Origin of the sequence: Cupriavidus taiwanensis LMG 19424 (assembly GCF_000069785.1) — a bacterium.
Lineage (GTDB): Bacteria > Pseudomonadota > Gammaproteobacteria > Burkholderiales > Burkholderiaceae > Cupriavidus > Cupriavidus taiwanensis.
On the sequence record NC_010528.1, the window covers coordinates 492,299 to 509,959 of the forward strand.

Genomic DNA, 17,661 nt, shown 5'->3' on the forward strand with positions numbered 1-17,661 from the left:
GGGCGTCTGCTGCGGCAGCCGCATCACGCGGCCCGGTCGGCCTTCTCCGCCCGATAGGGATCGGCATAGCCGAGCGCCTGCAGCGTCTCGGTCTCGATCGCTTCCATTTCCTCGGCCTCGGCGTCGTCCTCGTGCTCGTAGCCTTGCGCATGCAGCACACCGTGCACGACGAGGTGGGCGTAGTGCGCCTCGAGCGGCTTGCGCTGCGCGCGCGCCTCGGCTTCCACCACCGGGCAGCACAGCACGATGTCGCCGGTGACCGGGTCGTCCTCGCGCTCGGCATAGGCGAAGGTCAGCACATTGGTGGCGTAGTCCTTGCCGCGATAGGTGCGGTTCAGCGTGCGACCCTCTTCCTCGCCGACGAAACGGATGGTCAGCGCGGCGTCGGCGTACAGCGCCGACTTGACCCAGGTTTCCAGCTTGCGCCGCGCCGGCAGGCCGTTGCCCTTGCCGATGCCGTCGCCGTGCTGGACCTCCAGCTCCAGCGCCGGCGGCGTGGCCGGGGTGCCGGTGGTGGTGGTCAGCGGCGCGGCGGTCACCGCCACCGAGAGCGCATCATGGTTGTCCGGGCGCACCAGCAGGCCGGCCTGCTGGTTGGGATCGGTGTGTTCGGCCAGCAGCGCGACCACGCCGTCGGCGGCCTGCGACAGGTCCAGCGTCAGGCTGCGGCCGTCGGGCAACTGCACGCGCAGCGCATGCGCGGCGCTCTTGCGCGCGCGCCCTTCGTTATCGAACAGGGTCAGGCTGACGCCGGAAGACTTGGATTTCGGGGATTTCAATTACGCGTCCTTGTGCTGGGCGTGGTATTCGTCATAGGCGTCGACGATGCGCGCCACCAGCGGATGGCGCACCACGTCGATGCTGGTAAAGCGGGTGCAGGCGATGCCGCGCACGTCGCGCAGCACGTGCTGCGCTTCGACCAGGCCGCTCTTCTGGCCCTTGGGCAGGTCGATCTGGGTGGTGTCGCCGGTGATCACCGCCTTCGAGCCGAAGCCGATGCGGGTCAGGAACATCTTCATCTGCTCGGGCGTGGTGTTTTGCGCCTCGTCCAGGATGATGAAGGCATGGTTCAGCGTGCGCCCGCGCATGTAGGCCAGCGGCGCGATCTCGATCATCTGCCGCTCGAACATCTTCTGGGTGCGGTCGAAGCCGAGCAGGTCGTACAGCGCGTCGTACAGCGGCCGCAGGTAGGGGTCCACCTTCTGCGCCAGGTCGCCGGGCAGGAAGCCGAGCCGTTCGCCGGCTTCCACCGCCGGGCGGGTCAGCACGATGCGCTTGACCGCGTCGCGCTCCAGCGCGTCGACCGCGCACGCCACCGCCAGGTAGGTCTTGCCGGTGCCGGCCGGGCCGATGCCCATGGTCAGGTCGTGCGACAGGATATTGCGCAGGTAGTCGCGCTGCGCCACGGTGCGGCCCTGCAGGCCGGTGCGGCGCGTATGCAGCACCGGCGACTCGTCGCCTTCCTCGCGCTCGGCCTCGTCGTCATCGCCGTTGCCGGGCAGGTAGCTGCCATGCGCGCTGAGCTGGCGCGTCTCGACCAGGCCCAGCTGCACGTCGTCGATCGACAGCGGCGTGCGCGCCTGGTTGTAGAAGCGCTCCAGCGCCAGCGCGGCATCCTGCGCGTGGGTGCCGCGGATGGTCATGCGGTGGCCGCGGCGCTGGATGGTCACGTCCAGCGCCTGTTCGATCTGGCGCAGGTTCTCGTCGAGCGGGCCGCACAGGTTCTGCAGCCGGGTGTTGTCGTCCCGCGGGGCGACAAATTCTGCGGAAGGGATTTTCATCGGTGGGCGATGGCCTCGCTGAAAGCTGCTGGATGGATGGGTCGTAGCATTACTGGCGCACCACGATCTCGCCGCGCAGCGAGTGCGGGAATGCCTGCGTGATACTGACATCGACCAGCTGGCCGACCAGGCGGTCGCGCCCGGCCTGCGGCACCCCGGGCAGCGCGAAGTTGACCACACGGTTGTTCTCGGTGCGGCCATGCAGCTCGGTCGGGTCCTTGCGCGCCGGGCCTTCGACCAGGATGCGCTGCACCGTGCCGACCATGCCCTGGCTGATGCGCTGCACGTTCTCCTCGATGGTGGCCTGCAGCCGCTGCAGGCGCTGCAGCTTGACCTCGCGCGGGGTGTCGTCGTGCAGGTTGGCCGCAGGCGTGCCGGGACGCGGGCTGAAGATGAACGAGAACGAGGTGTCGTAGCCGATCTCCTCGATCATCGCCATCAGCTTGTCGAAGTCGGCATCCGTTTCGCCGGGGAAGCCGACGATAAAGTCCGACGACATCGACATGTCCGGGCGCAGCGCGCGCAGCCTGCGGATGATGCTCTTGTATTCCAGCACGCTGTAGCCGCGCTTCATCGCCATCAGGATGCGGTCGGACGCATGCTGCACCGGAAGGTGCAGGTGGTTCACCAGTTTGTCGCAGCGGCCGTACAGCTCGACCAGGCGCGAGGTGAACTCCTTGGGATGGCTGGTGGTGTAGCGGATGCGTTCGATGCCGGGGATCTCGGCCACGTATTCGATCAGCAGCGCGAAGTCGGCGATTTCGCTGGTGTCGCCCATCTTGCCGCGGTAGGCGTTGACGTTCTGGCCCAGCAGCGTGACTTCGCGCACGCCTTGCTCGGCCAGGCCCGCCACTTCGGCCAGCACGTCCTCGAACGGGCGCGACACTTCCTCGCCGCGCGTGTACGGCACCACGCAGTAGCTGCAGTACTTGGAGCAGCCTTCCATGATCGACACGAACGCGCTCGGGCCCTCGACGCGCGCGGGCGGCAGGTGGTCGAACTTTTCGATCTCGGGGAAGGAGATGTCCACCTGCGACTGGCCGGTGCGCTGGCGGCGCGCGATCAGGTCAGGCAGGCGGTGCAACGTCTGCGGGCCGAACACCACGTCGACATAGGGCGCGCGCGAGACGATGCTGGCGCCTTCCTGGCTGGCCACGCAGCCGCCGACGCCGATCACCAGGTCGGGCTTGACGGCCTTGAGCGCCTTCATCCGGCCCAGTTCCGAGAACACCTTCTCCTGCGCCTTCTCGCGCACCGAGCAGGTGTTGAACAGGATCACGTCGGCGTCTTCGACGTTGTCGGTGGCTTCCAGCCCCTGGCTGGCGTTGAGGACGTCGACCATCTTGTCCGAGTCATACTCGTTCATCTGGCAGCCGTACGTCTTGACGAAAACTTTCTTCATATGCCGATCTCAGTGGTTGACCTGGGGGCATCAGGGTGTTGCAACAACACGGCCGGCGTGTGGGGCACGCCGGTCGCACTTCGGGGGTGGTTATTTTTTCAGCGCCTGCTGTTCGGCCTCGCTCAGCACCCACGCGGTCAGCAGCTGGCCATACAGGTCCAGCTTGTACCGCACCGGCAGCTTCTGGCCCGCCACTGCGGCGCTGGCCAGCAACTGGTTGTCGGTGCCGAACAGGCGCAGGCCCGGCGCCACGCCTACGCGCTTGCCGTCGAGCGTGGCGGTCTGCGGCGCGCCGGCCGACGGCGCGGCGATGACCAGCCTGGCCGCCGCGGCATCGTCCGGAAGCACGCGCACCGGCTGGGCCGCGGCGCTGGCCGTACCGAGCAGCAGGGCGGCCGCGCATGCCAGTGAAGGCCACAGGCTGCGCGAAGGCTTGACTGATTCCTGCGGCGGGCGGTGCGTATCACGACCTGCTGGCATAAGGAGGACTCCGGCAATGGGAACGCCACTGTCATTCCCGCGCAGGCGGGAATCCGGCGTCTTCACGTCCCCTTTGGGGATAAAGTCACTGGGTTGCCGCCTGCGCGGGAACGACGGTGGATTAGCTGAGCGCCTGCATGCAGGCGGCGCAACCCGCCATTTTACCCTTGGATGGCACCTCGGTGCGGGCGCCGGGGCACACGCTCAGAACAAGCAGGATGCCTCTTGCAGCACGCGCTGCTTGGACACCGTGCCCATCAATTCACGCCCGGCCGGGTCGCGCACCAGCGGGATGCGGTTGATGCCGTGCCCGGCGAACACTTCGAGGGCGTCGCGCAACCGCGAATCCGGCGTCAGCGCCGGGAAGTCGCGCTCGGCCAGCGCCAGCACATCGTCGGGTGCGCCCTCGCGCTGGGCGCGCTGCAAGGCATGGATCGACAGCGCACCCAGCAGGCGGCCGTCGGCCTGCACCAGGTAAAGGTAGCGGGTACCGGTCTCGGCGAACTTGTCGGCGGCGTCGGCCAGTGTGGCGTTGGGATCGAGCACGGTGTCGGTCGGGTCGCACAGGCCGGCCAGCGTCAGCGCGCGCGCATGCTCGGCGGCCGCCGATGCCTGCGCGCGCTCGGCGATCACGCTGTACAGCGACAGCGTCTGGCAGCGCGACGCGGTGTAGTACGCCGCCACCGCGCCGATCATCGACGGCAGCAGCAGCGCCGGCGCCAGCGTCATCTCGAACACCATCAGCACCGACATCAGCGGCGCCTGGCTGGTGGCCGCCAGGAAGGCGCTCATGCCCACCAGCGGCAGCAGCGGCGCGGCGCCCGCTGCCGAGCCCTGCATGCCGAGCGCCAGCAGCTGGCCCAGCGCCGCACCGACGAACAGCGACGGCGTGAACACGCCGCCGACCGCCCCGGAGCCCATGCTGATCACCGTGGCCGCCAGCTTGGCCAGCAGCACGGCCGCCACCGGCACGCTCAGCGGCTGCTCCTGCAGCAGGGTCTGGATGGTGGAAAAACCGTTGCCGACGACCTCCGGCACCGCCATGGCCAGCACGCCGACCAGCGCGCCGCCCAGCGCCAGCCGCGCCACGGGCCCGCCCGGCAGAGCCGCGAAGCGGCTGCGCGCGAAGCCGGCCGCGCGCAGGAACAACGCCCCCGCGATGCCGGCGGCCACGCCCAGCGCCGCCGCGGCCAGCAGAATCTGCGGGCGCAGGTCCGGGGCGATATCGAGGCCGGGGTAGAGCGGCTGCAGCCCGCCGTGCCACTGGCTGACCATGGCGCCGGCAACCGAGGCCAGGAACAGCGGCATCAGGCGCTGCACCGCGAGCGCGCCGAACACCACTTCGGCGACAAAGACCGCTGCGGAAAGCGGCGTGTGGTAGACAGTGGCCAGGCCCGCCGCTGCGCCGCAGGCGGTCAGCATGCGGCGCATGTTGGAGCCGCCGCCGCGCTCGATCCGAGTCGAGGGGAACAGCGACCCGCACAGCGCCGCCAGCTGGATCATCGCGCCTTCCTTGCCGACCGAGCTGCCACTGACGATCGAAAAGAACGAAGACAGCGCACGCAGCAGGGTGATGCGCACCGGCAGCCGGCCGCTGCCGTTGGCGACCGCTTCCATATAGTCCGTGGCGCCGGGGTGGGTGCTGGCCAGGCGGTTGGCCAGCACCAGCAGGGCGCCCGCGAGCGCGCCGCCCACGGCGGGCACCACCACGCGCCAAGTCAGCGCCAGCGTGGCGAACACCGTGACCACGTCGGCATGGCTGGAAAACAGCACGAAGCCCGCGCCGTCCAGCGCTTCCTTGAACAGGGTCGTGGCAATGGCGGCGCAGATCCCGACCGGGATGGCCGCGAGCAGTGTGACTTCCTGGTCTTCGAGGAAACGCAAGCGCATGGCGGCTTTCCGGGCAGGCGGGTCGACGTGCCGGCCCGTGGCGGCGGGGCGGGCGCAGGCCGTCATGATAGCGCAGCGCCACCCGCGCGCAGCCCATGTGCGCCGGCGCGCATGCGGGGCCGGATCCAGTGCAGAACCCGCCTGCGCCGGACTGGTACACTACCGCTCTTTCCTTCGCGGGCGGGCCGGTGCCCTGCCAGGCCGGCTTCCCGGCGTTCGCGTTCCGATTCCGATCGATTACAAGGAGCCATCCGGCGTTTGGCGCACCGCGTGCGCAGCGATGGCCCAAGCAGCAATTCATGTCTTTTTCTGAACTCGGCTTGTCCGAAAAGATTGTGCGTGCCGTAGCCGAACAGGGCTACACCACCCCGACTCCCATCCAGGCCCAGGCAATTCCCGCCATCCTCAAAGGCGGCGACCTGCTCGCCGGCGCCCAGACCGGCACCGGCAAGACCGCCGGCTTTACGCTGCCGATGCTGCAGCTGCTGTCCGAAACCGCGGCACGCCAGGCCGGCGGCGCCCAGCGCGGCGGCCGCGTGGCGGTGCGCGCGCTGGTGCTGACGCCCACACGCGAGCTGGCGGCGCAGGTCGAAGAGAGCGTGCGCAACTACGGCAAGTACCTGCGCCTGCGCTCGATGGTGATGTTCGGCGGGGTCGGCATCAACCCGCAGATCGAGCAGCTCAAGCGCGGCGTGGAGATCGTCGTGGCCACGCCGGGCCGCCTGCTGGACCATGTGTCACAACGCACCATCGACCTGTCGCAGGTGGAACTGCTGGTGCTCGATGAAGCTGACCGCATGCTCGACATGGGCTTCATCCACGATATCCGCAAGATCCTCAACGTGCTGCCGGCCAAGCGCCAGAACCTTCTGTTCTCGGCGACGTTCTCGGACGACATCCGAGCGCTGGCCGACCGCCTGCTGAACAATCCCGCTTCGATCGAGGTGGCGCGGCGCAATACCACCGCCGAGACCGTGGACCAGCGCGTCTATCCGGTCGACCGCGAACGCAAGCGCGAGCTGCTGGCCCACCTGGTGCGCCAGCATGACTGGCACCAGGTGCTGGTGTTCACGCGCACCAAGCATGGCGCCAACCGCCTGGCCGAGCAGTTGACCAAGGACGGCCTGTCGGCGCTGGCGATCCACGGCAACAAGAGCCAGTCGGCGCGCACGCGGGCGCTGTCTGAATTCAAGGCCGGCACGCTGCGGCTGCTGGTGGCGACCGATATCGCCGCGCGCGGCATCGACATCGACCAGCTCCCGCACGTGGTCAACTTCGACCTGCCCAACGTGCCCGAGGATTACGTCCACCGTATCGGCCGCACCGGCCGCGCCGGCGCCGAAGGCGAGGCGATCTCGCTGGTGTGCGTGGACGAACTGGGCCTGCTGCGCGACATCGAACGCCTGATCAAGCGCAAGCTCGAACAGACCGTGCTGCCGGGTTTCGAAGTCGACCCGAGCATCGCCCCCGAGCCGATCCAGAAGGGCCGCCAGCAGCGCGGCGGTGGCGGCCAGGGCCAGGGCCGCGGACGCGCCGAGGCACGTCCGGCGGGCGCTGGCGAGGGCGCGCAACGCCAGCGTCCCGCGCGCCAGGGGCAGGGCGCCCACGGTGGCGCGGGCACGCCGGGCGGTCAGCGCGGAAACGGCGCCGCCAACGGCAACCGTGCCGCCCAGCCCGCGGGCGCGCGCAACCCCGCGCCGCGCCGCGACGGGCAGGACCCGGCACGCCAGCAACGGGCCGCGGCCCAGCCCGCGCGCCAGCCGCACGACGCTGCGCCGGCACCCGCGCGCAACCGCCGTCCGGCGCCGCAGGCGGCGCTGCTGGGCGGCAGCCGCAAGCCGGCGCGCTAAGCAAAGCCGGCCGGCACCATGCACCCGTCCGACGCCCCCGCCGACTCCGGTGTCCCCTATGCCGGCCTGACGCCGGAGCTGATGCTGGACGCGCTCGAGGGCGCCGGCCTGCGCCCCGACGGGCGCCTGCTGGCGCTCAACAGCTACGAGAACCGCGTCTGGCAGGTGGGTATCGAGGACGCTGCGCCGGTCATCGCCAAGTTCTATCGCCCGGGCCGCTGGACCGATGCGGCCATCCTGGAAGAACACGCCTTCGTGCAGCAACTGGCCGACGCCGAGGTCCCCGCCGTGCCCGCCATGGCGCTGGCGCCGGGCGAGGCCGGTACGCTGCGGCATCACGCGGGCTTCCGCTTTGCCGTGTTCCCGCGCTGCGGCGGCCGCGAGCCGGCGCTGGACCGCGCCGATACGCTGACCTGGCTCGGCCGGTTCATCGGCCGCATCCATGCGCTGGGCGCGGCCCAGCCCTACCAGGCGCGTCCGGCACTGGACCTGCATACCTTCGGCATTGCCCCGCGCGACTGGCTGCTTGCCAGCGGCTGCATTCCGGCCGACCTGCTGCCCGCATGGCAGTCGGTGGCGCAACTGGCGCTGGACGGCGTACAGCGCTGCTATGAGCGCGCCGGCGACGTGCGGCTGCTGCGCGTCCATGGCGACTGCCATCGCGGCAATGTGCTGTGGATCGACGAAGACGACGCGCGCGGCGGCGCCCATGGCGAGCCGGGCCCGCACTTCGTCGACTTCGACGACAGCCGCATGGCCCCCGCGATCCAGGATATCTGGATGCTGCTCGAGGGCGACCGCGCGGCAATGCAAGGCCAGCTGGCCGACATCGTCGCCGGCTACGAGGATTTTGCGGAATTCCGGACGCGCGAACTGTGGCTGGTGGAAGCGCTGCGCACGCTGCGACTGCTGCACTACAGCGCGTGGCTCGCCAGCCGCTGGGCCGATCCCGCCTTTCCCGCCGCCTTCCCGTGGTTCGGCACGGCGCGCTACTGGCAGGACCGCATCCTGGAGCTGCGCGAACAGGTCGCGCTGATGGACGAAGCGCCCCTGTGGGGCGCCTGAAGCCTGCCCGGACGGGGGCGCCGTTGCGGCACCGCCCCTCCGTGTGGGTGCTTAACCTTTCTTTTCCGGTGTCTTGACCAGCACCACCGGGCAGTCCGCCTGGGCCAGCACCCGGCCCGCCACCGAACCGATCACGGCATCGAAGAACGACCCGCGCCCGTGCGTGCCCATCACGATGGCGGCGGCGTCGACCGAATTCGCATAGGCGACGATGCGCTCGGGCGCGAAGCCATGCAGCGCGTGCCGCTCGAAGGGTACATTGGCCGCGGCGAGGATGTCGCAGACCGCTGCCATCGCCTTGTCGCTGGCTTCCTTGTGCCAGTCGTCGATGGTTTCCTTGCTGACAAAGGCGCGCACCTGGCCGCTCACTTCAGGCGCCACATGCACGACATGCACGGTGAAGCCGTTCTGCAGCAGCTTGCCTTCGGCGATAAAGCGCGCCGCGGCGTCGCTGAAGGCCGAGCCGTCGGTGGCGAGGACGATATTGGTCATGGCGGGATCTCCTGGATGGGGGCTGTCGGCAAGCGCCGCGGCCATGTGGCCGCAACGCCATCTGGGACCATCTTGCCCCCTAGTGTCCTGCCAGGATGCGATTCAGATCAAGTCGGATCGGATTTGTCCGATTTTCGGTGCGATAACCGGTTGGCCGCTCCCTGTCGGATTGCGTCAATCCGGCTGAAGCATTTGGCCATTGCCCCGTCAACGCGGCGGCGCGTAGCATGCTCCCGAGCCCCGCGGCCAGCATGGCCCGCCCGTGCGGCGCAGGGCAGACCGACCCCACCCCCAATGCAAGCCGCCTCGCGCCCTGGCGCGCGCAGGCGGCGAACCGGAGACAACCATCATGAGTGAGCGCGGCAACCTGCTGCCCCTGCGCGGTATCAAGGTCGTGGAATTCGAAGGCATCGGCCCAGGTCCCCTGTGCGGCGCCATGCTGGCCGGCCTGGGTGCTGAAGTCACGCTGGTGACCCGGCCGGTGGCCCCCGACGCGCGGCGCATCCTGCGCGGCCAGTCCGTGCCTGCCGAGATGGAGCTGGAGCATGGCAAGCGCGTGGTGCAGCTGAACCTGAAGGCGCCCGAAGACGTCGCCGCCGCGCTGGAGCTGGTGGCCGGCGCCGATGCGCTGATCGAGGGCCTGCGTCCCGGCGCGATGGAGCGCCTGGGGCTGGGCCCCGGGGCCTGCCATGCCCGCAATCCGCGCCTGGTGTACGGCCGCATGACCGGCTGGGGCCAGACCGGCCCGCTGTCGCAGAGCGCGGGCCATGACCTCAACTACATCGCGCTGACCGGCCTGCTGTCGATGGCCGCGCGCGAAGGCAGCCTGCCGATGGTGCCGCCGACCGTGATGGGCGATGCCACCGGCGCGCTCGGGCTGGCGTTCGGCATCACCAGCGCCATCCTCAGCGCGCGCGCCAGCGGCGAGGGCTGCGTGGTCGATGCCGCCATCACCGACATCGTCGCCATGCTCGGCTCGCTGGTGCAGGTGTCGCGCGCGGCGGGCACGCTGGGCGGCCCGCAGCCGAGCCCGTTCCATGACTCGCCGTTCTATGACGTGTTCCCGTGTGCGGACGGGCGCGCCATCACCCTCGGCGCGCTGGAGCCGCAGTTCTACCGCGAACTGCTCGAGCGGCTGGCGCTGACCGACATCGACCCGGCCGCGCAGTACGACCGCGCGCAGTGGCCGGCGGTGAAGGCCCGCATCGCCGCGACCATTGCCAGCCAGCCCAGCACCCACTGGGAGTCCGTGCTGGGTGGCACCGACGTGTGCTTCGCGCGGGTGCTGACGCTGGACGAGGCCGCGCGTCATCCGCACAACCAGGCGCGCGGCACGTACCGCCTCTATCGGCAGGGCGAGCGCGAGGTGCCGCGCTCCGCTCCCGCGCCGCGCTTCCTGCCTGCCGGGACGGAATGACGATGCCGCTTGCCTGACGCTGCAGGCACCTGACGCCAGCCGCGTCATCGAAGGAAAAGCCTGACTCTCGTGCAGAATCTGCTGCGCCTGCGCAGTGAGAATTCGGCGCATCAAGGCCACTCAGGGCCCTTAACCTTGGCATAGCCAGTCGCCTGGCCAATTCCTCGCCAGTTGTTAAGGAGCCCTGAATTGCCACCAGTGCTGATCGTCGACGAACCCTCCAGGTTCCGCACCTTGTTATGCGCTGACCTCGTCGCCGAATTCGACGGCGACGCGGTCCTGGAAACGGATGGCGTCCGCGAGGGATACCGCCTCGCGCGCGAACACCGGCCCGGCCTGGTGCTGGTCGATGTCGAACGCTTCGGCAATGCCGGCATCGACTTCGTCCGCAGGGTGGTAGCCACGCTGCCCGGCGTGCCGCTGCTGGTCCTGTCCGGCAACGACACTGCCCAGGCGCCGGTGCGGGCACTGCGCGCCGGCGCGCACGGTTTCGTGGCCAAGCAGCGCGGCGTCGAAGACGTCATGCAGGCCGTGCGCGGCGTGCTGAGCGGCTACCTGGTGTTTCCGCTGCAGACGCTCGAGACCGTGCGCCAGCTCGGCGAGCAGCAGCAGGCCGGCCTGCCGCGGCTGAGCAACCGCGAGATCACCATCCTCCAATACCTGGCGCGCGGACATTCCAACAAGGCAATTGCCGCGCAACTGCTGATCAGCAGCAAGACGGTCAGCACGCACAAGGCCAATATCATGGCCAAGCTGCATGTGGGCTCGCTGGTCGAAATGGTGGACTACGCGCGCCGGCACCAGCTGGTGTGGTGAGCGCCACCTGGCGGGTTTGCCGCGCCATGCCGCGCCCGTCAGCCATCGCAGGTAGACTGTGGGCATCTGTGACGAATCCGAGCTATCCGCCCGATGCCCCAGACCCTGAATGCAGCCGTACGGCGCCTCGGCGCTGTCGCCATTGCCTGCGCCACGTGGCTTGCCGTGCCCGCCTTCGCCAGCGAGCCGATGTGGTTCGTGCAGGGCCGGCCCGTGCCGGAGGCCCGGCAGGCGGTGGACGCGCTGGCCGCCGTCACCGCCGATGGCCTCGATCCCCGCGACTACGATGCCGAAGCCCTGCGCCAGGCTGTGACCCAGGCCGCCCAGGGCCCGGCGTTGCCACCCGATGCCGCGGCGCGGCTGGATGCGGCGCTGACCGCCGCCATGGAGCGGATGCTGTCCGACCTGCATGGCGGCCGCATCAATCCGCGCGCGGTCCATGCCAATTTTGCGCCACCGGCGGAACGGCCCTTCGATGCCGCCACCTGGCTGCGCGACGCCGTCGCCCAGCATCGCCTGCCCGATGCCATCCGCCAGGCGGCACCCACCTTCCCGCTGTACGGCACACTGCGCCAGGCCCTGGCCCGCTACCGCGACATCGCCCGGCAGCCGGTGTGGCAACAGCCGCTGCCGCCGCTACCGGCCAGCAAGCTGACGCCGGGCCAGCCGTGGGCCGGTGCCGCCGCACTGACCGCGCGCCTGGTGGCGCTGGGCGACCTGCCGGCGGGTACGCAGCCGCCGGCGCGCTACGAGGGCGCGCTGGTCGACGGCGTCAAGGCCTTCCAGTCGCGCCACGGCCTGCAGGCCGACGGCGTGATCGGCGCGGCCACGCTGGCGCAGCTGAACCTGCCCATCGCCGACCGCGTGCGGCAAATCGAACTGACCATGGAGCGCCTGCGCTGGACCCCGCTGGACGGCCCACGCATGATCGTGGTCAACGTGCCGGAGTTCATGCTGCGCGCCTATGAAATCCGCGACGGCAAGCTCGATATCAAGCTGGAGATGAAGGTGATCGTCGGCAAGGCGCTCGACACGCGCACGCCGCTGTTCGAGGAGGACATGCGCTATATCGAGTTCAGCCCGTACTGGAACATCCCGCCGTCGATCGCGCGCCGCGAGACGGTGCCGCGGCTGCGCCGCGATCCGGGGTATTTCAGCCGGCAGGGCCTGGAGTTCGTGGGCGGCGACGGCAAGGCCGTGACCACGCTGTCCGAGGAGAACCTGGATGCGGTGCTGAACGGCAGCCTGCGCATCCGCCAGCGGCCCGGCCCGCTCAACGCGCTGGGGGACATCAAGTTCGTGTTCCCCAACAACGAGAACATCTACCTGCACCACACGCCGTCCCCACAGTTGTTCAAGCGCGACCGGCGCGACTTCAGCCACGGTTGCATCCGCGTGGAAGCCCCAGTAGCGCTGGCGCAGTTCGTGTTGCACGATATGCCGGACTGGAACGAAGCCCGCATCCGGGAAGCGATGGCGCGAGGCAAGTCGAATACGGTGCGCCTGCAGCAGCCGTTGCCGGTGGTGCTGGCTTACGGCACGGTCATCGCGCGCGCCGATGGTCGTGTATCCTTCCAGCCTGACATCTACGGTCACGACAAATTGCTGGACAAGGCGCTGCGGCAACGCACCGGGCGCCCCCAGCCGCGCGCTATTGCAAGCGCCTCCGGCGCCATCCATTAAGGGCGCCGCACCCGGCACATTCAAGAGGAAGTACCATGACTGACGCGACGCGCAAGGCACGCCGCCGCTTTCTTCATACCACCGGAACCCTGGCGCTCGCCGCCGGCCTGATGCCGTTTGCGCCGCGCCGCGCGCTGGCGAGCCTGCCCGCCCACGGGGCGCTGGCCGGGCTGCCGGACGCCCGCACGCTGGCTTTCGACCACACCCACACCGGCGAGCGCGTGTCGCTGGTCTATGCCGTGGGCGACCGTTTCGTGCCCGAAGCGCTGACGACGCTCAATGGCTTCCTGCGCGACCATTACTCGGGCAAGGTCGGCACCATCGATCCGCAACTGTTCGACCTGCTGTTCCAGGTCCGCCGCGAACTCGGCACCGACCAGCCGTTCCAGGTCATTTCCGGCTACCGCAGCCCGGCCACCAATTCGCGCCTGCGCAACTCGCGCGGCGGCGGGGTAGCCAAGCACAGCCTGCATATGGACGGCAAGGCCATCGACATCCGCCTGGCCGGCGTGTCGCTGGCCGATGTGCGCGATGCCGCCAAGTCCTTGCAGGGCGGCGGTGTGGGCTACTACGAGACCGACCAGTTCGTGCATATCGACACCGGGCGCGTGCGCTACTGGTAAGCGTGGCCCGCGGGACCGTCCGCGATGGATGGCCCCGGCTCGTCGATGGCAACGTCTGTCCGCGAGACCCAAAGCAAAAAGCCGCGAACCCTTGCGGGATCGCGGCTTTTCAAATAGATGGTGGCGAATCAGGGACTCGAACCCCGGACCTGCGGATTATGATTCCGTCGCTCTAACCGACTGAGCTAATTCGCCAACGAAGACTGAGATTATACCTGGGCTTTCTCGGCTGTCAACACCTTCCGGCGAAGATTTTGCACGACGCTTCCGTGCATAAAAAAACGGCAGGCCCGCGGGCCTGCCGTTCTGCTTGATGCCGCACGACCGCTCAGTCGTTGGCGTAGATGTTCACGTCCTTGGTCTCGCGGATAAACAGTGCGCCGATCACGAAGGTGAGCGCGGCGATGATGATCGGGTACCAGAGGCCGTAGTAGATGTTGCCGTTCTGGGCCACCAGCGCGAACGAGATGGTGGGCAGCAGGCCGCCGAACCAGCCGTTGCCGATATGGTAGGGCAGCGACATCGAGGTGTAGCGGATGCGGGTCGGGAACAGTTCCACCAGCATGGCGGCGATCGGGCCGTACACCATGGTGACGTAGATCACCAGGATAACCAGGATCACCAGCACCATGATCGTGTTCATCTGCGCCGGGTCAGCCTTGGTCGGGTAACCGGCCGCGGCCATCGAGCTGCCCACTTCCTTCTTGAACGCCGCGATCTGCTGCTTGCTGGCGTCGTCGAAGCTGTGGCCATTTACCAGCTTGGCATCGAAGGCCTTGATCTCCTTGTCGCCGATCTTGACGCTGGCCACGGTGCCGGCCGGGGCCTCGACCACTTCATAGCTGGCCGAAGCCTGCGCCAGGGTACGCTTGACGATGTCGCAGGAGCTGCGGAAGTCGATCTCGCGGGCGATCGGGCTGCCCTGGAACGAGCACTGCTTCGGATCCGCGGTCACCACGATCTGGGCGCTGTGCTGGGCGCGCTCCAGCGCCGGGTTGGCGTAGTGGGTCAGGGCCTTGAACAGCGGGAAGTAGGTCAGCACGGCCAGCGCGCAGCCCGCCATGATGATCCACTTGCGGCCGATCTTGTCCGACAGCGCGCCGAAGAAGATGAAGAACGGCGTGCCGATCACCAGTGCGCCGGCGATCAGCAGGTTGGCCGTCTTGGCATCGACCTTCAGCACCTGGGTCAGGAAGAACAGTGCGTAGAACTGGCCGGTGTACCAGACCACGGCCTGGCCGGCGGTCAGGCCCAGCAGCGCCAGGATCACGATCTTCAGGTTGCGCCATTGGCCGAACGATTCGGTCAGCGGTGCCTTGGAGGTCTTGCCCTCGGCCTTCATGCGCTGGAACGCCGGCGATTCGTTCATCGACAGCCGGATATACACCGACACGCCAAGCAGCAGGATGGACACCAGGAACGGGATGCGCCAGCCCCAGGTCTCGAAGTTCGGGCCAGTCGCCTCGCGGCACAGCAGGATCACGATCAGCGACAGGAACAGGCCGAGCGTGGCGGTGGTCTGGATCCACGAGGTGTACGCACCGCGCTTGCCGTGCGGGGCGTGTTCGGCCACGTAGGTGGCGGCGCCGCCGTACTCGCCGCCGAGCGCCAGGCCCTGCAGCATGCGCAGCGCGATCAGGATGATCGGCGCGGCCCAGCCGATGGTGGCGTAGCCGGGCAGCAGGCCGACGATGAAGGTCGACACGCCCATGATCAGGATCGTCACCAGGAAGGTGTATTTGCGCCCGATCATGTCGCCCAGGCGGCCGAACACCAGCGCGCCGAACGGCCGCACGATAAAGCCGGCGGCAAACGCGAGCAGCGCGAAGATGAAGGCCGAGGTCGGATCCAGCCCGGCAAAGAACTGCTTGGCGATGATTGCCGCCAGCGAGCCATACAGGTAAAAGTCGTACCATTCGAACACCGTGCCCAGCGACGAGGCAAAGATCACCTTGCGCTCTTCGGCAGTCATCGGTGCGTTCTGCGCGCCCCCTCCGGGCACCGCAACGTTTTGCACGTTTGCCATTTGTCTCCTCCGTCTGGAATGGATCTCGGGCGGGCGTGATGCGCGGAAAGCGCCGCGCGGCTGGCCGCTATGCCCAGAGTTGCAGAGGATTGTGGGTGGCGAAACTTACTGCGGTCTGACAGATTCCAGGGCGCCAAAGGCAAAAAACCTCGGGGTATACGCTAGCCGCGGGCAGGGCTGCCGATGCTGCGCTGCAAGGCTTCGGCGCATGCGCTTGGCACAGTTATGCGCCGTGCGGGGCGTGCGGCTATGCAGCATCCGCGCCCGGGCCGCGCGAGGCGCCTTGCGAGGGCATTGCCGGCGGCGGCGCCTCGACGCTTCGGTCATCGGCGTTGTCCCGGTTCATGCGCCAGGCGTACAGGGCGGCCATCAGCACATAGACCACCAGCGCGCCCTGCGCGCCGACCCAGAACGAGAACGGCCAGCCAAAGAAGTCGAAGCGCAGGTCGCGTGCAAACCACGCCACCACGAAGGTGACCGTAAACCAGACCGCGAGCAGGCCGCAGATCCAGCGCAGGTTGCGGTGCCAGGCGAGGCGATGGCGTGCCTCGGCGCTGCCGGGGGCAGGGGTGTCGTTCATGCTGGCGGAAAGTTCTCGGGACGGCGCAGCGTTACGCGGAAATGCGCGCCGGCCAGGCGTGGCGATTGCTGGTAGACGTGGTCCGTAATCTGGACGTCGCCGCCGTGCTGCTGCACGATCTCGCGCACGATCGCCAGGCCCAGGCCGCTGCCTTCGGTGTTGGTGCCGAGCACGCGATAGAAGCGCTCCATCACGCGCTCGCGCTCGGACGGCGCGATGCCCGGGCCGGTGTCTTCCACGTCCAGGTAGGCGAACGGTTCGAACGCGTCGGCGCTGACCCGCACCGTGGCGCGGCCGCCGCGCGGGGTGTAGCGGATGGCGTTGTCGAGCAGGTTGTTCAGCATCTCGGTCAGCATCAGGCGGTTGCCCTGGACCATCACCGGATGGTCGTCGGCATCGAGTCCCAGGTCAATGTCGCGCGCCCATGCCTGCGGCAGCCAGTCCTTCACCACCTCGCGCGCCAGCGCCGCCAGGTCCAGCGCGGCCATGCCGCCGGTGCCGGCCAGGTTCTCCATGCGCGCCAGCGACAGCAGCTGCGTGACCAGGTGCGCGGTGCGTTCCGAGCTGCCGGCGATCTGCGCCAGCGAGCGCCGCAGTTCTTCCGGCGACTGCTCGCGCTGCGCCAGCTCGGCCTGCATGCGCAGGCCCGCCAGCGGTGTCTTCATCTGGTGCGCGGCATCGGCGATAAAGCGCTTCTGGGTCTGCACCGACTGGTCCAGCCGTGCCAGCAGGTCGTTGAACGAACCCACCAGCGGCGTGATCTCCTGCGGCGCGGCGCGCTCGTCGATGGGGCTGGTATCGCCCGGGTTGCGCGCGCGGATGCGCTGCTGGATCGCGGTCAGCGGCGCCAGCCCGCGCGACAGCCCGAACCACACCAGCACCACCGCCAGCGGCAGGATCACGAACTGCGGCAAGATCACGCCCTTGATGATCTCGTTGGCCAGGCGCGCACGCTTGTCGAGCGTTTCGGCCACCTGCACCAGCACCGGCTGTGTGCCGCTGACCTGCTTCAGTTCGATATAGGTGTAGGCCACGCGCACGTCGTTGCCGGCCACGCGGTCATCGCGCAGCGATACCAGCCCGGCGTGGCCCTGGTCGTCCTCGGAAGGCAGCGGCAGGTCTTGGTCGCCGGCGATGTACTCGCCGCGCTTGCCGACCACCTGGTAGTAGACGTTGTCGGTCTCGTCGGCGCGCAGGATCTCGCGCGCGGACAGCGGCAGCTGCAGCGTGACGCGGCCGTTGACCTCGCGCACCTGCTGCGACAGCACGATGGCGCTGGCTTCGAGCGCGCGGTCGAAGGGGCCGTTGGCGATCGACTTGGCCACCAGGTAGGTCACCGCGATGCTCATCGGCCAGAGCAGCAGCAGTGGTGCCAGCATCCAGTCCAGGATCTCGCCGAACAGCGAGCGCGGCGCGGGATGGGCGGTGCTTTCCTCCAGGTGCGGCAGCGCGTCGGTCAGGTCCTGGTCGGTGACGTCCGGCGTGGAGGACGGAGCGGGCGCGGCGCGGGGCACGCGCCGCCACGGCAGTCGCAGCAGGCTCATGTCGGCGAGGTT

Annotated in this window: 15 protein-coding genes and 1 tRNA gene; 6 read left to right on the forward strand and 10 right to left on the reverse strand. The window is 68.9% G+C overall.

The window, feature by feature from the left end:
• Positions 1-23: 23 nt before the first annotated feature.
• The 5 genes from ybeY to RALTA_RS02380 all read right to left on the reverse strand — a co-directional run bounded on the left by ybeY (position 24) and on the right by RALTA_RS02380 (position 5,553).
• Complete coding sequence (gene ybeY, locus RALTA_RS02360; protein ID WP_012351811.1) at positions 24-779, reverse strand: rRNA maturation RNase YbeY; 756 nt, start codon at positions 777-779, stop codon at positions 24-26.
• Positions 780-1,781, reverse strand: a complete 1,002-nt coding sequence (locus RALTA_RS02365; RefSeq protein WP_012351812.1) for a PhoH family protein — start codon at positions 1,779-1,781, stop codon at positions 780-782.
• 49 nt (positions 1,782-1,830) lie between these two features.
• A complete protein-coding gene (gene miaB, locus RALTA_RS02370) occupies positions 1,831-3,183 on the reverse strand; it encodes a tRNA (N6-isopentenyl adenosine(37)-C2)-methylthiotransferase MiaB (RefSeq protein WP_012351813.1) in 1,353 nt (450 codons plus the stop codon).
• A gap of 90 nt (positions 3,184-3,273) precedes the next feature.
• Positions 3,274-3,663 carry a hypothetical protein gene (locus RALTA_RS02375; RefSeq protein WP_012351814.1) on the reverse strand — a complete coding sequence of 130 codons (390 nt, stop codon included), beginning with the start codon at positions 3,661-3,663 and terminating at the stop codon, positions 3,274-3,276.
• A gap of 204 nt (positions 3,664-3,867) precedes the next feature.
• Positions 3,868-5,553 (reverse strand): ClcB-like voltage-gated chloride channel protein, encoded by a 1,686-nt coding sequence (locus RALTA_RS02380; protein WP_012351815.1) that lies wholly within the window; start codon positions 5,551-5,553, stop codon positions 3,868-3,870.
• A 299-nt stretch (positions 5,554-5,852) separates the two neighbouring features.
• Between RALTA_RS02380 and RALTA_RS02385 the strand changes: the two genes are divergently transcribed.
• Together RALTA_RS02385 and RALTA_RS02390 are read left to right on the forward strand one after the other, a co-directional pair.
• Entirely contained in the window at positions 5,853-7,403 is a 1,551-nt protein-coding gene (locus RALTA_RS02385) for a DEAD/DEAH box helicase (RefSeq protein ID WP_012351816.1), read from the forward strand.
• 18 nt (positions 7,404-7,421) lie between these two features.
• Positions 7,422-8,468, forward strand: coding sequence for a serine/threonine protein kinase (locus tag RALTA_RS02390; RefSeq protein ID WP_012351817.1), 1,047 nt, complete (start codon positions 7,422-7,424; stop codon positions 8,466-8,468).
• 51 nt (positions 8,469-8,519) lie between these two features.
• Here RALTA_RS02390 and RALTA_RS02395 read toward each other — a convergent pair whose 3' ends face one another.
• Positions 8,520-8,960 carry a universal stress protein gene (locus tag RALTA_RS02395; RefSeq protein WP_012351818.1) on the reverse strand — a complete coding sequence of 147 codons (441 nt, stop codon included), beginning with the start codon at positions 8,958-8,960 and terminating at the stop codon, positions 8,520-8,522.
• A 349-nt stretch (positions 8,961-9,309) separates the two neighbouring features.
• Here RALTA_RS02395 and RALTA_RS02400 point away from each other — a divergent pair, with 349 nt between their 5' ends.
• The 4 genes from RALTA_RS02400 to RALTA_RS02415 all read left to right on the forward strand — a co-directional run bounded on the left by RALTA_RS02400 (position 9,310) and on the right by RALTA_RS02415 (position 13,499).
• Complete coding sequence (locus RALTA_RS02400) at positions 9,310-10,377, forward strand: CaiB/BaiF CoA transferase family protein (protein ID WP_012351819.1); 1,068 nt, start codon at positions 9,310-9,312, stop codon at positions 10,375-10,377.
• Positions 10,378-10,575: 198 nt separating this feature from the next.
• On the forward strand, positions 10,576-11,193 hold the full coding sequence (locus tag RALTA_RS02405) for a response regulator transcription factor (RefSeq protein WP_240991129.1): 618 nt from the start codon (positions 10,576-10,578) through the stop codon (positions 11,191-11,193).
• A 93-nt stretch (positions 11,194-11,286) separates the two neighbouring features.
• Complete coding sequence (locus RALTA_RS02410) at positions 11,287-12,876, forward strand: L,D-transpeptidase family protein (protein ID WP_012351821.1); 1,590 nt, start codon at positions 11,287-11,289, stop codon at positions 12,874-12,876.
• A gap of 35 nt (positions 12,877-12,911) precedes the next feature.
• Complete coding sequence (locus tag RALTA_RS02415) at positions 12,912-13,499, forward strand: YcbK family protein (RefSeq protein ID WP_012351822.1); 588 nt, start codon at positions 12,912-12,914, stop codon at positions 13,497-13,499.
• Positions 13,500-13,617: 118 nt separating this feature from the next.
• Here RALTA_RS02415 and RALTA_RS02420 read toward each other — a convergent pair.
• The 4 genes from RALTA_RS02420 to RALTA_RS02435 form a co-directional block, all read right to left on the reverse strand.
• Positions 13,618-13,694, reverse strand: a tRNA-Met gene (locus RALTA_RS02420).
• Between the two features lie 133 nt (positions 13,695-13,827).
• Positions 13,828-15,525: an MFS transporter gene (locus tag RALTA_RS02425; RefSeq protein ID WP_012351823.1), complete on the reverse strand. Its 1,698-nt coding sequence runs from the start codon at positions 15,523-15,525 to the stop codon at positions 13,828-13,830.
• 247 nt (positions 15,526-15,772) lie between these two features.
• The gene (locus RALTA_RS02430) at positions 15,773-16,105 is read right to left on the reverse strand and encodes a DUF4212 domain-containing protein (protein WP_012351824.1); all 333 of its coding nucleotides are present in this window, start codon (positions 16,103-16,105) and stop codon (positions 15,773-15,775) included.
• Entirely contained in the window at positions 16,102-17,649 is a 1,548-nt protein-coding gene (locus RALTA_RS02435; protein WP_012351825.1) for a sensor histidine kinase, read from the reverse strand. The genes RALTA_RS02430 and RALTA_RS02435 overlap by 4 nt, the downstream gene beginning before the upstream one ends.
• Positions 17,650-17,661: the final 12 nt, after the last annotated feature.

Excerpts from the sequence above, each read along its gene's own strand:
- RALTA_RS02435 (WP_012351825.1), bottom strand. The coding sequence starts at position 17,649 with ATGAGCCTGCTGCGACTGCCGTGGCGGCGCGTGCCCCGCGCCGCGCCC.
- RALTA_RS02390 (WP_012351817.1), top strand. The coding sequence starts at position 7,422 with ATGCACCCGTCCGACGCCCCCGCCGACTCCGGTGTCCCCTATGCCGGC.
- RALTA_RS02380 (WP_012351815.1), bottom strand. The coding sequence starts at position 5,553 with ATGCGCTTGCGTTTCCTCGAAGACCAGGAAGTCACACTGCTCGCGGCC.
- miaB (WP_012351813.1), bottom strand. The coding sequence starts at position 3,183 with ATGAAGAAAGTTTTCGTCAAGACGTACGGCTGCCAGATGAACGAGTAT.
- RALTA_RS02395 (WP_012351818.1), bottom strand. The coding sequence starts at position 8,960 with ATGACCAATATCGTCCTCGCCACCGACGGCTCGGCCTTCAGCGACGCC.
- RALTA_RS02385 (WP_012351816.1), top strand. The coding sequence starts at position 5,853 with ATGTCTTTTTCTGAACTCGGCTTGTCCGAAAAGATTGTGCGTGCCGTA.
- RALTA_RS02375 (WP_012351814.1), bottom strand. The coding sequence starts at position 3,663 with ATGCCAGCAGGTCGTGATACGCACCGCCCGCCGCAGGAATCAGTCAAG.
- RALTA_RS02415 (WP_012351822.1), top strand. The coding sequence starts at position 12,912 with ATGACTGACGCGACGCGCAAGGCACGCCGCCGCTTTCTTCATACCACC.
- RALTA_RS02400 (WP_012351819.1), top strand. The coding sequence starts at position 9,310 with ATGAGTGAGCGCGGCAACCTGCTGCCCCTGCGCGGTATCAAGGTCGTG.
- RALTA_RS02430 (WP_012351824.1), bottom strand. The coding sequence starts at position 16,105 with ATGAACGACACCCCTGCCCCCGGCAGCGCCGAGGCACGCCATCGCCTC.
- RALTA_RS02425 (WP_012351823.1), bottom strand. The coding sequence starts at position 15,525 with ATGGCAAACGTGCAAAACGTTGCGGTGCCCGGAGGGGGCGCGCAGAAC.
- RALTA_RS02365 (WP_012351812.1), bottom strand. The coding sequence starts at position 1,781 with ATGAAAATCCCTTCCGCAGAATTTGTCGCCCCGCGGGACGACAACACC.
- RALTA_RS02410 (WP_012351821.1), top strand. The coding sequence starts at position 11,287 with ATGCCCCAGACCCTGAATGCAGCCGTACGGCGCCTCGGCGCTGTCGCC.